This window comes from Actinopolyspora sabaoui (assembly GCF_051225635.1).
Taxonomy (GTDB): Bacteria; Actinomycetota; Actinomycetes; order Mycobacteriales; family Pseudonocardiaceae; genus Actinopolyspora.
This window is the reverse complement of record NZ_JBMIHH010000003.1, coordinates 279,887-295,173: the sequence shown is the minus strand read 5'-3', so window position 1 is coordinate 295,173 and position 15,287 is coordinate 279,887. Positions and strand designations below refer to the sequence as shown.

Genomic DNA, 15,287 nt, shown 5'->3' with positions numbered 1-15,287 from the left:
GTTGAGTTGTGGAACCGGCCCTGATCGTTCTTTACTATCTGCTGTTCTTCTTCTGGCTGCTGCTCATAGCGCGTATCGTGGTGGAGCTCGTTCGTGCGTTCGCCCGCGACTGGAGACCCGGTGGCGGGGTTGCGATCGCACTGGAGACCATCTACACAGTGACCGATCCACCCGTACGCTTGCTGCGTCGGGTGATCCCGACGGTCCGAATCGGCAACGTCGGGCTGGACTTGTCCATTATGGTGCTGCTGCTGGTCGTGTACATCTTGATGCGACTGGTTCAACCCGGGTAACGGGGAACCCGGTGACTCGCAGCCGAGGAGTGCGTGAGGTGATCTTGTGGGTTTGACCCCCGCCGACGTCCATAACGTGGCGTTCAGCAAACCTCCCATCGGAAAACGGGGTTACAACGAGGACGAGGTGGATGCCTTCCTCGATCTCGTCGAAGCCGAGCTCGCGCGGCTCGTGGAGGAAAACGGGGACTTGCGGAACCAGGTCGAGCAGCTGGAGTCCCAGCTGCAGTCGGCCCAGTCCGATCTCGACGAGGCGCGGAGTCAGCCCGCCTCGGCCGACTCGGGTGCCGCCGCTGGTCCGTCGAGCTCCGCGGCTGCTTCCGAGGAGCCCCGTAGACTGCAACCCGTTCCCCCGCCCACTGCCGCTTCCGAGCAGACCTCGCCGGGCGGTGACCAGCACGTGCAGGCTGCCAAGGTGCTCGGCCTGGCGCAGGAGATGGCCGACCGGCTTACCGGTGAGGCCAAGACCGAGTCCGACGGGATGCTCTCCGAGGCGCGTACCAAGTCCGAACAGTTGCTCTCGGACGCACGGACCAAGGCCGACAGCATGGTCAACGACGCGCGCAGCCGAGCCGAGACGATGCTCAACGACGCGCGCAGCCGAGCCGAGACCCTGGAACGCCAGGCGCGCGAGAAGGCCGCGGGCCTGGAACGGGACGCGCAGCACAAGCACGCCGAAGTGATGGGCAACATCACGCAGGAGAAGAACGCCCTCGAGAAGAAGATCGAGACGCTACGCACCTTCGAGCGAGAGTACCGCTCCCGATTGCAGACCTACCTGGAGTCGCAGCTGCGTGAGCTGCAGGATCGTGGTTCGGCCGCTCCGGCGGAGGGCTCCGGCAACGGCAGGTCGAACTCCTCGGGGCAGCAGAGTGGCAGTTACAACTTCGGAGCACGTGCCGCGGAGGCGGGCTGAGGTTTTTCGGAGCGGGTGGCGCGTTTCGACGTGTCACCCGGCTCGTTGATCCGGGACGTACGGTCCTCGGATCCAGCTGAAAGCGTGAGTGCTCGTGCTGTTGACAGTGCTGCTTCTCCTCCTGGCGGCCGCGGGTGTTCTGGTGTTCGCGGTGGCCGCGGGTTCGGCCCAGTGGGCCTGGCTCTCGGTGCTGCTGTGCGCCGTGGCGGCCGTCCTGTTGTTCTGGTCCCGTGCCCGTGATCGGAAACCCCGTGATCGGAAACGGAGCCGCCCCGCGCCACGACACTCGGCGCACGCCGTCGCGGGCGATGCCGCATCCGGGCCGGTGGCCGAATCCGAAGCCGAGCTGGACGGGTCCGGCACAACGTTCGGGGGCGACACCATCGGCCCGCACGCGGAATCCGTCGAGCCGGATCCGGGCACCGAGCCGTCCGAGCAGCGAACCGATGCCGCTGACGTGCTGCTGGTGTGCGAGTCGGACGCCGAGGTGTTCGTGATCGACGAGCGACCTCGCTACCATCTCGACGACTGCTCGTGGGTCGGTCAGCGCTCCACCATGCCGCTGCCCGTGGGGGAGGCGCGTGAGCTCGGCTTCACCCCCTGCGCGGTCTGCTCCCCGGACACATCGGTGGCCCGGCTGGAGCGGTCGAGCGTCTGAGACCGCTGGCGCCCCGCGCACCCCCGGTAGCGCTCGGGAGACAGCCGGGTGCCGGTACCGCGGCGGCCCGCCGAAACACTTCCGCGAACCGGTAAGCGGGTGCGCATCGCGCCCTGCGCTGATCGGCTGGCGTCGAACCGCTATGCTGGACCCAACGGCGTTGATCCGGCCATCACCGGGGAGCCTCCGGAAGAACGGATGCGGGCACGTGGTGTTCGTTTCCCAGTAGAACCGGACGGGCAGGCCCGTCACAGCCGTGAACGAGAGGTCACGTGCCGTTTTTCCGGCCACGTGGCAAGCGGGGTGGTACCGCGGTACGCGAGCGTGCGTTGTCCCGCAGCGAGCTCGCAGTGTCGTCCCTGCTCGAGCATCTCCGTCCGATGCTCGTGCGGCGTAACCACACGACACACTCGCGAGGAGCGCATCCGCGATGGCTTATCCGAAGGTACCGTTCAACGGCGCGGATTCCGGGAATTCCGAAGCCGCGCGCTCCACCGACGCGGTGGCCGCGCAGCCTTCCTTTCCCACGATCGAGCACGAGGTCCTGGACTTCTGGGAACGGGACGACACCTTCCGCGCCAGCGTCGCCACCCGTGAATCCGGGCACAACGGTTCGAACGAGTTCGTCTTCTACGACGGACCGCCGTTCGCGAACGGTCTGCCGCACTACGGGCACCTGCTTACCGGTTATGCCAAGGATGTGGTGCCGCGCTACAAGACCATGCGGGGCTACCGCGTCGAGCGCAGGTTCGGCTGGGACTGCCACGGTCTGCCCGCCGAGGTGGAGGCCGAGAAGCAGCTCGGCATCAGCGCCAAATCCGAGATCGAGTCGATGGGTGTCGCCGAGTTCAACGAGGCCTGCCGTAGCTCGGTGCTGAACTACACCGACGAGTGGCAGGACTACGTCACTCGGCAGGCGCGTTGGGTGGACTTCTCCAACGACTACAAGACGCTGGATCTCGACTACATGGAAAGCGTCATGTGGGCCTTCCGGACCCTCTGGGACAAGGGGTTGGTCTACAGCGGTTTCCGAGTGCTCTGGTACTGCTGGCGTTGCGAGACGCCGCTGTCCAACACCGAGACGCGGATGGACGACGTGTACCGGCAGCGGCAGGATCCCGCGGTCACTGTCGGAATGCGGTTGGACTCGCCGGGTGCCGTCTTCGACGGGGCGCTGGCCCTGGTTTGGACCACCACCCCTTGGACACTGCCCTCCAACCTCGCCGCCGCGGTGAATCCCGAGATCGAGTACGTACTGGTGCGGCCCGCCGACGGCGAGCATTCCTACGTCCTGGCCGCCGACCGGTTGGCCGCCTACACCAGGGAGCTCGGCGAGGACGTCGCCGAGCGTGTCGTCGCCCGTTTCAGTGGTAGTGAGCTGCTGGGAGTCCGGTACGAGCCGCCGTTCGACTTCTTCGCGGGCAGGCAGCACGCGCACCGCGTCCTGGCCGCCGACTACGTCACCACCGACGACGGCACCGGGCTGGTGCACATCGCTCCCGCCTTCGGTGAGGAGGACAAGGCGGTCACCGATGCCGCCGGGATCGAACCCGTCGTGCCGGTCGACGAGCACGGCAGGTTCACCTCGGAGGTCGCGCCCTACGAGGGGCAACAGGTATTCGAGGCGAACAAGGCGATCATCAGGGATCTCAAGGCGGCCGGCTCGTTGCTGCGCCACGAGACCTACGACCATCCCTATCCGCACTGCTGGCGCTGTGACAACGCGCTGATCCAGCGTGCGGTGTCCTCCTGGTTCGTCGAAGTCAGCAGGTTCCGCGACCGAATGGTGCAGCTCAACCGGCAGATCGACTGGGTGCCCGAGCACATCAGGGACGGCCAGTTCGGCAAGTGGTTGGAGAACGCGCGGGACTGGAACATCTCCCGTAACCGTTACTGGGGCTCCCCCATCCCTGTGTGGGTCTCCGACGACCCGGAGTACCCCCGTACGGACGTGTACGGCTCGCTCGACGAGCTGGAGGCCGACTTCGGTGTGCGACCCACCGATCTTCACCGTCCGAACATCGACCTGCTGACCCGCCCGAACCCGGACGACCCCACCGGCAGGTCCACCATGCGCCGCGTACCGGACGTGCTGGACTGCTGGTTCGAGTCGGGGGCCATGCCCTTCGCGCAGGTGCACTATCCGTTCGAGAACGCCGAGTGGTTCGAACACCACTATCCGGGCGACTTCATCGTGGAGTACAGCGGGCAGACGCGCGGGTGGTTCTACACCCTGCACGTGCTCGCCACCGCGTTGTTCGACAGGCCCGCGTTCGCACACGTGCTCGCGCACGGGATCGTGCTCGGTCACGACGGGCTCAAGATGTCCAAGTCCAAGCGCAACTACCCGGACGTGCGCGAGGTCTTCGAGCGCGACGGATCCGACGCGATGCGCTGGTTCCTGATGTCCAGCCCGATCCTGCGTGGCGGGGATCTCGTCGTCACCGAGAAGGGAATCCGGGACGCGGTCCGGCAGGCGGTGCTCCCGCTGTGGAACTCCTGGTACTTCCTCGCGCTTTACGCCAACGCGGAGAGCGTCGAGGGAACCTGGCGTACCGACAGTGGGCACGTACTCGACCGCTACGTACTCGCCAAGACGCGCGAGCTCGTCGACAACAGCCGGGATGCGATGGACGCGTTCGACCTCTCCGGAGCGTGCGCGGCCGTGAGGGACTTCCTGGAGGTGTTGACCAACTGGTACGTCCGGCGGTCACGTGATCGTTTCTGGGCGGGCGATAAGGACGCCATCGACACGTTGCACACCGTTCTCGAGATCACCTGTCGAGTGGTCGCCCCGCTGTTGCCGTTGACCGCCGAAGCGGTCTGGCGCGGACTGACCGGCGGGCGTTCGGTGCACCTGGCGGACTGGCCGGGTGCCGAGGAGCTGCCCGCCGACCCCGAGTTGGTATCCGCCATGGACAGCGTCCGTCAGGTGTGCTCGGCCGCGCTCGGGTTGCGCAAGTCGAACAAACTTCGTGTCCGACTGCCGTTGCGCCGGTTGGTCGTGGCATTGCCGCGCTCCGAGTCGCTGCTCCCGTTCGTCGAGCTCGTGCGGGACGAGGTCAACGTCAAGAATGTCGAGCTGACCTCGGATGTCGCCGCGCACGGCCACTTCGAGGTCTCGGTCAACGCTCGGGTCGCGGGGCCGCGACTCGGTGGCGATGTGCAGAAGGCGATCAAGGCGGTCAAATCCGGTGAGTGGACCCGCACCTCGCAGGGTGGTGTGCTGGCGGCGGGGATCGAACTACACCCGGAGGAGTTCTCCGAACACCTGGTTTCGACCGATCCCGGCGCGGCCACCGCGCTGCCGAGCGGTGACGGACTGGTGGTGCTGGACACCGAGGTGACGACCCAGCTCGCCACCGAGGGATTGGCCCGTGACGTCGTCAGGGTGGTTCAGCAGGCCAGGCGTGAGGCCGGTTTGGTCGTCTCGGACCGGATCGTGGCAACGATCGCCGCCCCGGAGTCGGTTCGTGCGGCCGTGGCGGAACACCACTCGTTCGTTGCTGGTGAGACGTTGGCCGACGAGATCGAGTCCGCCGAGACGGCGGGTGACGGTGCGCTGGTCGGCACGGTCGGCGACACCGATACCGAGATCGCGGTTTCGGTGGTCAGGTCCTGAACGGACAGGTCGTTCCGGTCGTGCGGGACGGAGTGGCGGGACCTCCCGAAGGCCCCGCCACTCGATGACTCGGCGGACTTTGCCGATCAGGCCTCGTGCTCGGAGCGATCGGCCGCCCATTCGGTGTGGAAAACCCCGTCGAGATCGCTTCGGCGGTAGGTGTGCGCTCCGAAGTAGTCCCGCTGTCCCTGGATCAGCGCGGCGGGCAACCGCTGCGCGCGAACGGTGTCGTAGTAGGCCAACGAGGTCGAGATCCCGGGTACCGGCACTCCGGCCGCCGTGGCGACGGCAACCACACGACGCCACGAGTCCTGGGCCTCGCCGAGCGCCTCGCGGAAGTCCTCGTCGGCCAGCAGACCGGCCGGTCCGGAGGTCTGATCGTAGGCCGCTCGGATACGGTCCAGGAACTCCGCCCTGATGATGCAGCCGCCCCGCCAGATCGTGGCGATCGCACCGAGGTCGATGTTCCATTCGTAGGTCTCGCTGCCCGCCTGGATCTGGTCGAACCCCTGGGCGTAAGCGATGATCTTGGAGGCGTAGAGGGCGCGTTCCACGTCGGCGACGAACCGTTCGGGATCGTCGACCACTGGGCCCGTCGAAGGACCGGGAAGCCCGGATGCGTCCTCGCGCAGCCGCGGCTGCCCGGAGATCGAGCGCGCGAAAACCGCTTCGGCGATTCCGGTCACCGGGCTGGCCAGTTCCAGTGCGTTCTGTACGGTCCAGCGACCGGTGCCCTTCTGCTCGGCCTGGTCCAGCACCACGTCGACGAACGGCAGGGAGGTACGGCTGTCCACGTGACCGAGCACCTCGGCGGTGATCTCGATCAGATAGGAGTTCAATCGGCCGGTGTTGAACCGACGGAAGGTCTCGGCGATCTCGCCCGGTGCCAGCCCGAGAACCCGGCGCAGCAGGTCGTAGGTCTCCGCGATGAGCTGCATGTCGGCGTACTCGATGCCGTTGTGCACCATTTTGACGAAGTGACCCGCCCCGTCCGTCCCCACATGGGTGACGCACGGTGTGCCGTCCACGTTGGCGGCGATCGAGCGCAGAATGGGTTCCAGCTCACGGTAGGCGTCGGACGAACCTCCCGGCATGATGCTGGGCCCGTGCAGCGCCCCCTCCTCACCACCGGAAACCCCGGCCCCGACGAAATGCACTCCCCGGTCGGCCAGTGCCGCTTCCCGACGTCGGGTGTCGGCGAAGTTGGCGTTCCCGGCGTCGACGAGGACGTCTCCCGTGTCCAGCATCGGCACGAGTTCGTCGATCACCGCGTCGGTGGGGTCCCCGGCCTTGACCATGATCACCAGGCGACGGGGGCGTTCCAACGTGTCGACGAGTTCCCGTAGCGACCCGGTGGCCAGGAAATTTCCCTCGTCTCCGAACCTGGTGATCAGCTCGTCGGTGCGTTCCCGACGCCGGTTGTGCACGGCCACCCGCTGCCCGTTGCGGGCGAGGTTGCGGGCCAGGTTCCTGCCCATGACGGCCAGGCCCGTAACCCCGATGTTCGCCTTGTCGCTCATCTGTGCTCCGATCCGATGTCCCGATCCGCGACGCGAACCGGGGTGTCCGCTCGGGCAACATCATCAGTTGTCCCCGTGTTCCAAGGGCATGCCTAGCGCACCGGCGTGGGTTTCGCAGCGCGGTGTTCGCCGCCTCCTCGTTTCGCGGCCGGGACGGAGCACACCGCCGCCCCGGCCTGGCTGAACCCCTCCCGACCGGTCAGGGACAATGGGGGAGTGAGCGATGAGCACCACACGAGCGACCCCTCCGGCTCCGCACGTCCGGCGCCCGGTTCGGCCACCGAACGTCGCGGTCCGCCGCGCCCCCGATTGCTGGTGCTGTTGTTCGGGATCGCCGTGGTCCTGATCGGGGTGGACACGATCACCAAGTCGTTGGCGGTGGCCGAGTTGGAGGACCGAGAGCCGGTCAAACTGTTCGGTGGGGCCCTGTACTTGGTGCTCTTCCGCAACCCGGGAGCCGCGTTCAACATCGGCACCGGACTGACTTGGCTGCTGGCCCTGCTGGCGATCGTGGTGGTCGGCGTCATAATCTGGTTCGCCCCGAAGCTCCGTTCCACCGGTTGGGCGGTGGGTATCGGTCTGGTGCTGGGCGGTGCCTGCGGCAATCTCGTCGACCGGATATTCCGGGAACCCGCTCCGCTGCGCGGTCACGTGATCGACTTCCTGTCCGTGTTCGCACCGGACGGAAGCGTCTGGCCGGTGTTCAACCTGGCCGACTCCGGGATCGTGTGTGGTGGTGTGCTGATCGTGCTGCTGGCACTGCTGGGCTACGACTACGACGGAACCGTGCATCGGCGAGGGGCGGAACGAAGCGCCCGTGCCGGCGAGAGCGACGATCACACCACCGGGGGCGAGCGACACGAGACCGCGGCCGGTAATCCTTCCGAACGGGGGACGGCTCCGTCGGGCTCGGCCGAGGAGCAGCGACGCGAGGACGGTGAGGAAAGCTCGTGAGTGAGTTGCGCACACTGCCCGTGCCCGACGGGCTCGACGGCATGCGGGTGGACTCCGGGCTGGCCAAGCTGCTGGGGGTGTCGCGCAACACCGTCGCGGCGCTGACCACCTCCGGAGACGTCGAGTTGGACGGCGCGCCCGCCGGCAAGTCGGACCGGTTGCTGGCCGGATCGTGGCTCGAGGTGCGACTTCCGGGCGAGGAAACGTCCCCCGAGGTCGTCGCGGTGCCCGTGGAGGGCCTGACGATCGTGCACGAGGACGACGACATCGTGGTGGTCAACAAGCCCATAGGTGTGGCGGTTCATCCCAGCCCCGGCTGGGAGGGGCCGACCGTGCTCGGTGGGCTGGCCGCGGCGGGGATCAACCTCGCCGTTTCCGGCCCCCCGGAACGGCAGGGAGTGGTGCATCGCCTCGACGCGGGCACTACGGGAGTCATGGTGCTGGCGAAGTCGGAACGTGCCTACTCCGCGTTGAAGCGTGCGTTCAAGGAACGCACGGTGGACAAGCACTACCACGCTCTGGTGCAGGGCCACCCCGATCCGAGTCGAGGGACGATCGACGCGCCCATAGATCGTCATCCCAGGGTCGATTACAAGTTCGCCGTGGTCACGGACGGCAAGCCCAGCGTTACCCACTACGAGACGGTGGAGGCGTTCCGGGCGGCCTCGCTGGTGGACGTGAAACTCGAGACGGGCCGCACCCATCAGATAAGGGTGCACTTCTCGGCAGTGCGCCATCCCTGCGTCGGCGACCTGACCTACGGTGCCGATCCGACGCTCGCACGGCGGCTCGGCCTCACCAGACAGTGGTTGCACGCGTACTCGCTGTCCTTCGAACACCCCGGTTATGGCGATCGGGTGACTTTCGACAGTGACTACCCGGCGGACCTGAGTGAAGCGTTGGAGCAACTGCGGGAACAGGACCACTGAGCCGGTCCCGGCCGGTATCCACGCGGTCCCTCCGGACCGGCCGGTACCGGCCGACCGAGGCGGTGTGGCAGGGTATCCACCTGCCGCTCAGAGGTCGCTGATGTCCCAGACCAGCGAGTGGGGGCCCGGGTCGGCCTGCGGTGACCACTCGACGCTGCGTAGTTCGGTTTCCTCGGGCAACACGAACACGCTGTGCCCACCACCCGTTTCCCCGGGCGAGACGCCGGAGCTGTGCGGCGGCCGGGAGGAAAGCGTCACCGAGGACCTGGACACGGTCGAGCCGTCTCGGGCCACCAGCAGCAAGTGCTGGTCCGGTGGCGAGTCGAACACGGTGGTGCCGCGGTTGGTCAGCTCGATGTGCACCACGATCGCCCGCTGTCCTTCCTCCAGGGTGTGCCCTGCGGCGCTGAACAGGAAATCGGCGGGGTCGACCACCTCGACCAGCAGCACGCTGACCGGTTCACCATTGGGGCCGACCGTGTCCAGCTTGCTGCCGACCTTGCCCGCTCTGGGGACAGCGGGTGGGCGCGGTGTCGGACCCCCCGTAGCACTCTGCTCGCTCCGGGGCCATGCCGCGGAACCGGGAGGCCCCCACGTGTTGGGTGCCGCGGGTGGTTGTTGTGCCGGTGGCGTGGGGGAAGGCTGCTGTGGGCCCTGCGGCGGCTGTTGTTGCGGCGACGGCACCCCCTGGCCGGGCGAGGGTGGCGACTGCGGGGCCATCTGCGGATACGGTCCGTGCGGTGGGTAGGGACCGCTCATGCCACCGGGGACCGCATAGCCCCCACTGGGCGGTCCCGAGTGCTGCGGCGGAGGTGGCGCTCCCGTCCCGGAGGGAGGTGCCTGGTAGCCACCGCCGGGTTGGCTCGGCTGGACTCCGACGGAGGCGAGCGCGTTACGGATCCCGTTCGGATCGCACTCCACCCCGACCACCAGTGGCAAGCCGGTGGTGGACAGCGTGGCCAGTCTCGCGGCCACCTCACGCACGTCCATGTTCAGGTAGGCGGCGAGTTCGTGAACTGCGGCGCGACCTGTCTCGGCGACGGCGTTGAGCAGACGGACGTCCACGGGATCTGGTGCAGCCACGTCCTGTCACGCTACCCGCTCCGGTGAGCCTCGTGTTTCGTGGTGTCGATCCACTGCCGAAGCGTCGTTCGGCGGACTTCCCCGGCTTTCTTGCGCGCCCGGCGTCCGCCCGCGAACACACCGGGGACGGTCCGATGTCGGCGGAACGGACTGGATTAGGGTTGGGGGCTCGGTCCCGGTCCACCTTTCGCCGTAACGCGAAGGACGTCGACCGCACCGGACTCCGAATCGACCATGCGAAGCATCTTTGCTGGTCACAGTATTGAGTTGCGCCGTGTTGCTCCACGGGAGGGAGATCCGTCGTGCCTGCCGATTCGTTCGTTCATCTGCACGTGCACACCGAGTATTCGATGTTGGACGGCGCGGCGAAGATGGGGGCCCTGTTCTCCGAGGCGAAGCGTCTCGGGATGCCCGCGGTCGCGATGACCGACCACGGCAACATGTACGGTGCCGACGAGTTCTATCAGCAGGCCAAGAAGGCGGGCATCAAACCGATCATCGGTATCGAGGCCTATGTCGCGCCGCAGAGCCGCTACCACAAGAAACCGGTCTTCTGGGGGGAGGCCAAGCAGCGCAGCACCGACGAGTTCGGTGAGGGCGGTGACGTGTCGGGTGCGGGTGCCTACACGCACATGACCATGCTCGCGCGGAACTCGACCGGATTGCGCAACCTGTTCACCCTGTCCAGCCGTGCCTCCTTCGAGGGGCAGTACCGCAAGCCCCGCATGGACCGTGAGCTGATCGCGGACCACGCGGAGGGGATCATCGCCACGACCGGCTGTCCCTCCGGCGAGGTGCAGACCCGACTCCGGCTGGGGCAGTACCGCGAAGCCCTGCAGGCGGCCTCGGACTACCGTGACATCTTCGGCCCCGAGAACTACTTCCTCGAACTGATGGACCACGGGCTGGTCATCGAGCGTTCCGTCCGGGAGAACCTGCTCAAGATCTCCAAGGAGCTGGGGCTGCGCCCGCTGGCCACCAACGACAGCCACTACGTCACCGTCGACCAGGCCGAGTCGCACGGGGCTTTGTTGTGCGTGCAGTCGGGCAAGACCCTTAACGACGAGAGCCGGTTCCAGTTCAACGGGGACGGTTACTACCTCAAGTCCGCCGAGGAGATGCGCGAGTATTGGGACTCCGAGGTGCCCGGTGCCGCGGACAACACGCTCGTGGTCAGCGACCTGGTGGAGTCCTACGAGCAGGTCTGGACCTATGAGGACCGGATGCCGCGTGTCACCGTCGAGGCGGGGCGAACGGAACGGGACGCGTTGGCCGCCGAGGTGGAGCACTACCTGCCCACGCGCTTTCCGGACGGGATCGGCGAGGAGTACCGGGAGCGGATCGAACGCGAGATCGACGTGCTGGACACCAAGGGGTACTGCGCGTACTTCCTCGTGGTCGGTGACGTCACCCGCTGGGCGAAATCGGAGAACATCCACGTCGGTCCCGGACGTGGCTCGGCAGCCGGATCGCTGCTGGCCTACATCCTGCACATCACCGATCTCGACCCGATCGCCCACGGCCTGATCTTCGAGCGCTTTCTGAACCCGGAGCGGGACTCCCCGCCGGACATCGACCTCGACTTCGACGATCGCAGGCGCGACGAGGTGCTGCAGTACGCCATCGACAAGTACGGGCGTGACAAGGTCGCCCAGGTCATCACCTTCGGCAAGATCAAGACCAAGGCCGCCATCAAGGACGCCGCCCGGGTTCATCACGGTCAGCCGGGGTTCGCCATCGCGGACAAGATCTCCAAGGCGCTTCCCGCCCCGATAGCCGCCAAGGACATCCCGCTGGAAGGCATCGTCGACCCGGAGCACGAGCGCTACGCCGAGGCCGCCGAGGTGCGCGGGCTCATCGAGAACGACCAGTCCGTTTCGCAGATCTTCTCCACCGCCCGTGGCCTGGAAGGGCTGATCCGCAACGCGGGAGTGCACGCCTGTGCGGTGATCCTGTCCTCGCAACCGCTGATGGGCACGGTTCCGCTGTGGATGCGCGACGACGGTTCCATCATCACCGGATGGGACTACCCCAGCTGTGAGGCCATCGGTCTGCTCAAGATGGACTTCCTGGGGCTGTCCAACCTGACCATCCTGGGTGATGCCCTGCAGTCCGTACGTGCCAACCACGGGCTGGACATCGACCTGTCCAGGCTGGCGCTCGACGATGCCAACACCTACGAGCTGCTCGCCCGTGGCGAGAGTCTGGGCGTCTTCCAGCTCGAAGGCGGGGGAATGCGCGAGCTGCTCAAACGGCTGCGTCCCACGGAGTTCACCGACATCGTGGCGGCGAACGCCCTCTACCGGCCCGGCCCCATGGAAGTCAACGCCCACCTGGACTACGCCGATCGCAAGAACGGTCGCAAACCGATCGAGCCCATCCATCCCGAGCTGGAGGAGCCGCTGCGCGACGTGCTGGCCGAGACCTACGGTCTGATCGTCTACCAGGAGCAGATCATGGCGATCGCACAGCGGGTGGCCAACTACACCCTCGGGCAAGCGGACATCCTGCGTCGGGCCATGGGCAAGAAGAAGAAGGAAGTCCTCGACGAGGAGTTCGTGCGCTTCCACGCGGGCATGTCCGAGAACGGTTACAGTGAAGAGGCGATCAACGCCCTGTGGACCACGGTGCTGCCGTTCGCCGGTTACGCGTTCAACAAGTCCCACGCCGCCGGTTACGCCCTGGTGGCCTACTGGACCGCCTATCTGAAGGCGAACTACCCGGCCGAGTACATGGCAGCACTGCTGACCGCCAACGGCGACAACAAGGACAAGATGGCGGTTTATCTCTCGGAGTGCCGTCGGATGCAGGTCCGGGTGCTTTCCCCCGACGTCAACGACTCCAGGGACACGTTCACCGCCGTCGGCTCCGACGTCCGGTTCGGGCTCAGCGCGGTTCGCAACGTCGGTGGCAACGTGGTCGGCTCGATATGTCGGGTCCGGGACGAACAGGGAAGATACGTTTCATTCCGGGACTTCTTGGACAAGTCCGAGACGGTGGCCTGCAACAAACGTGTCGTGGAGTCGCTGATCAAAGCCGGTGCCTTCGATTCGCTGGGGCACACGCGAATGGGACTGACCGAACAGCACGAATCCGCTGTCGACGCGGTCGTCGGGTTGAAACGGCAGCAGGCCGCCGGACAGTTCGACCTGTTCGGCCCCGCTTCGAGTGACGACGCGGCCTCGGAGAGTTCCCCGCTGGCCCATCTGACGTTCTCCGCCGAGGAATGGCCCCGCAAACAGTTGCTGGCCTACGAACGCGAGATGCTGGGGCTGTACGTCTCGGCGCATCCGTTGGACGGGGCAGAGAAACTCCTCGCGCCCTACCAGGACACCGGCATAGCCGAGCTGATCGGTGGGGAACGCTCCTCGTCCGGGGGCAGGGACGGCAAGGATCAGGTGCGGATCGCGGGGATGATCTCCGGCATCCAGCGCAGGATCAACAAGAACGGTCAGCCGTGGGCCATCGTGACGATGGAGGACATGGACGCCAGCGTGGAGGTCCTGTTCTTCCCCAAGGCGTACGAGATGTTCGCCGATACGCTCGTCGAGGACACCGCGATAGCGGTCAAGGGGCGCATCAACGAACGGGAGGGTGCCATCAGTGTGTTCGCCTCGGACGCTGTTCCGGTGGATATCTCCGCTGCCGAGACCGATCCCGGCAGCAGCCCTCCGTTCGTGCTGCGTCTCAACGCCGCCAAGGTGGATCGGGGGATGGTCAACGAGCTCAAGCGCACGTTGCGCGCCCATTCCGGTGCGGTGCCGGTCCAGGTCAAGTTGCAGGGCAGTCGTGGCGAGACCCGACTGGCGCTTTCCAGTGAGTTCTTCGTCAACACCGACAACGGTTTGCAGGGCGAGCTCAAGGGGCTGCTGGGTGCCGGGTGTTTCGAGTCCCTGACCTGATCGGGTTGTCCGCTCCGGAAGGATCACCCGTGGGCTCCTGCCGAGCGGATTACCCCTTGCCGGTGAAAATCGTTCGTGCCTTTCCGGTGTAGTAGTGACAGATCAATTATTAACGGTGTTAACTGTGGGTGGACCGGTGTCTATCGCGAAGGGCTGTCATGACTTCGTCCCAGCAGTGTCCACACGACTCCGTTTCGGTTCTCGACAAGGAGTTCCTGCAGGATCCGCACGTGCACTACTCGTGGATGCGGGAATCCGACCCCACCAGGAGAGTGGTCACCGTGACCGGGATGCCGGTATGGCTGGTGACCCGCTACGCCGATGCCAAAGCCGCATTGACCGACCCCAGGCTCAGCAAGGACTACCGGGGGATAGGGCGGATCACGGAGCGTGAGGTCGAGCGCGGGGCCCAGCGGGCCGACATCTCGGAATCCGTGCAGGCCCACATGCTCAACATGGATCCGCCCGATCACACCCGACTGCGCAAGTTGGTGGTGAAGGCTTTCACCGCCCGTCGCGTCGAGGCGCTGCGTCCCAGGATCGAGCAGATAACGGGTGAACTGCTCGACGAGATGGCGGCGACCGAGCATGCCGGTGACGTCGGTATCGATCTGCTGGACGAGTTCGCCTTCCCCCTGCCAATCCGTGTGATCTGCGAACTGTTGGGGATCCCCGAGGACCGCAGGGACGAGTTTCGCGAGTGGTCCAACACCGTGGTTTCCGGACAGGATCCTCAAGCCGCGGAACAGGCTGCCGCCGCCATGGCGGACTACCTGCTCGAACTGGTCGAGGAGAAACGACGGAAACCGATGGACGACCTGCTCACGGCGCTGATCGAAGCCAGTGAGGACGCGGATCGGCTCAGCGGCGGGGAGCTGATCGCCATGGTGTTCCTGCTGCTGGTCGCCGGACACGAGACCACGGTCAACCTCATCGGCAACGGGGTACTGGCATTGCTGCGCGATCCGGAGCAGTACCGGCTGCTGCGCGAGGAACCGGAACGGGCCGCTTCGGTGGTCGAGGAGACGTTGCGGTTCGACGGTCCCGTGAATCTGGCGACCTTCCGGTACACCACGGAACCGGTGATGGTCGGAGATGTGGAGATCCCCGCGGAAGAGCTGGTGCTGGTCGCGCTGGGCTCGGCAAACCGCGACTCGGACAAGTTCGACACGCCCGATCGGTTCGACCAGGACCGAGCCACCAACGGCCACCTGGCTTTCGGGCACGGTATCCATTTCTGTGTCGGAGCCCCGTTGGCACGTTTGGAGGGGCAGATAGCGCTGCGACGGCTCACGGAGCGCTTTCCCACCATGGAGCTGGCCGTGCCGGACGAACAGCTGTCCTACCGCCCGAGCACGTTGATGCGTGGACTGGAGCAGTTGCCCGTCCGGCTTGCCTGAGGTGAACTCC

At 66.4% G+C, this 15,287-nt stretch carries 10 protein-coding genes; 8 read left to right on the top strand and 2 right to left on the bottom strand.

Going from position 1 to position 15,287, the window contains the following annotated elements:
* Positions 1-8 precede the first annotated feature (8 nt).
* The 4 genes from ACOQFL_RS06440 to ileS all read left to right on the top strand — a co-directional run bounded on the left by ACOQFL_RS06440 (position 9) and on the right by ileS (position 5,489).
* Positions 9-293 carry a YggT family protein gene (locus ACOQFL_RS06440; RefSeq protein WP_175496697.1) on the top strand — a complete coding sequence of 95 codons (285 nt, stop codon included), beginning with the start codon at positions 9-11 and terminating at the stop codon, positions 291-293.
* Positions 294-339: 46 nt separating this feature from the next.
* The gene (gene wag31, locus ACOQFL_RS06435) at positions 340-1,209 is read left to right on the top strand and encodes a DivIVA-like cell division protein Wag31 (protein WP_435543162.1); all 870 of its coding nucleotides are present in this window, start codon (positions 340-342) and stop codon (positions 1,207-1,209) included.
* 94 nt (positions 1,210-1,303) lie between these two features.
* Positions 1,304-1,867, top strand: a complete 564-nt coding sequence (locus ACOQFL_RS06430) for a hypothetical protein (RefSeq protein ID WP_435543161.1) — start codon at positions 1,304-1,306, stop codon at positions 1,865-1,867.
* 430 nt (positions 1,868-2,297) lie between these two features.
* Complete coding sequence (gene ileS, locus ACOQFL_RS06425; RefSeq protein ID WP_435543160.1) at positions 2,298-5,489, top strand: isoleucine--tRNA ligase; 3,192 nt, start codon at positions 2,298-2,300, stop codon at positions 5,487-5,489.
* A gap of 86 nt (positions 5,490-5,575) precedes the next feature.
* Here ileS and gnd read toward each other — a convergent pair whose 3' ends face one another.
* Positions 5,576-7,009, bottom strand: a complete 1,434-nt coding sequence (gnd, locus tag ACOQFL_RS06420) for an NADP-dependent phosphogluconate dehydrogenase (RefSeq protein WP_435543159.1) — start codon at positions 7,007-7,009, stop codon at positions 5,576-5,578.
* Between the two features lie 216 nt (positions 7,010-7,225).
* Between gnd and lspA the strand changes: the two genes are divergently transcribed.
* Together lspA and ACOQFL_RS06410 are read left to right on the top strand one after the other, a co-directional pair.
* Entirely contained in the window at positions 7,226-7,963 is a 738-nt protein-coding gene (lspA, locus tag ACOQFL_RS06415; RefSeq protein WP_435543158.1) for a signal peptidase II, read from the top strand.
* Positions 7,960-8,892, top strand: coding sequence for an RluA family pseudouridine synthase (locus tag ACOQFL_RS06410; protein ID WP_435543157.1), 933 nt, complete (start codon positions 7,960-7,962; stop codon positions 8,890-8,892). The genes lspA and ACOQFL_RS06410 overlap by 4 nt, the downstream gene beginning before the upstream one ends.
* An 87-nt stretch (positions 8,893-8,979) precedes the next feature.
* Here the strand turns inward: ACOQFL_RS06410 and ACOQFL_RS06405 are convergent, their stop codons facing one another.
* Positions 8,980-9,975, bottom strand: a complete 996-nt coding sequence (locus tag ACOQFL_RS06405) for an Lrp/AsnC family transcriptional regulator (protein WP_435543156.1) — start codon at positions 9,973-9,975, stop codon at positions 8,980-8,982.
* 302 nt (positions 9,976-10,277) lie between these two features.
* Here ACOQFL_RS06405 and dnaE point away from each other — a divergent pair, with 302 nt between their 5' ends.
* Both dnaE and ACOQFL_RS06395 read left to right on the top strand, forming a co-directional pair.
* Positions 10,278-13,877, top strand: coding sequence for a DNA polymerase III subunit alpha (dnaE, locus tag ACOQFL_RS06400; RefSeq protein ID WP_435543155.1), 3,600 nt, complete (start codon positions 10,278-10,280; stop codon positions 13,875-13,877).
* Positions 13,878-14,035: 158 nt separating this feature from the next.
* Positions 14,036-15,277 carry a cytochrome P450 family protein gene (locus ACOQFL_RS06395; protein ID WP_435543154.1) on the top strand — a complete coding sequence of 414 codons (1,242 nt, stop codon included), beginning with the start codon at positions 14,036-14,038 and terminating at the stop codon, positions 15,275-15,277.
* Positions 15,278-15,287: the final 10 nt, after the last annotated feature.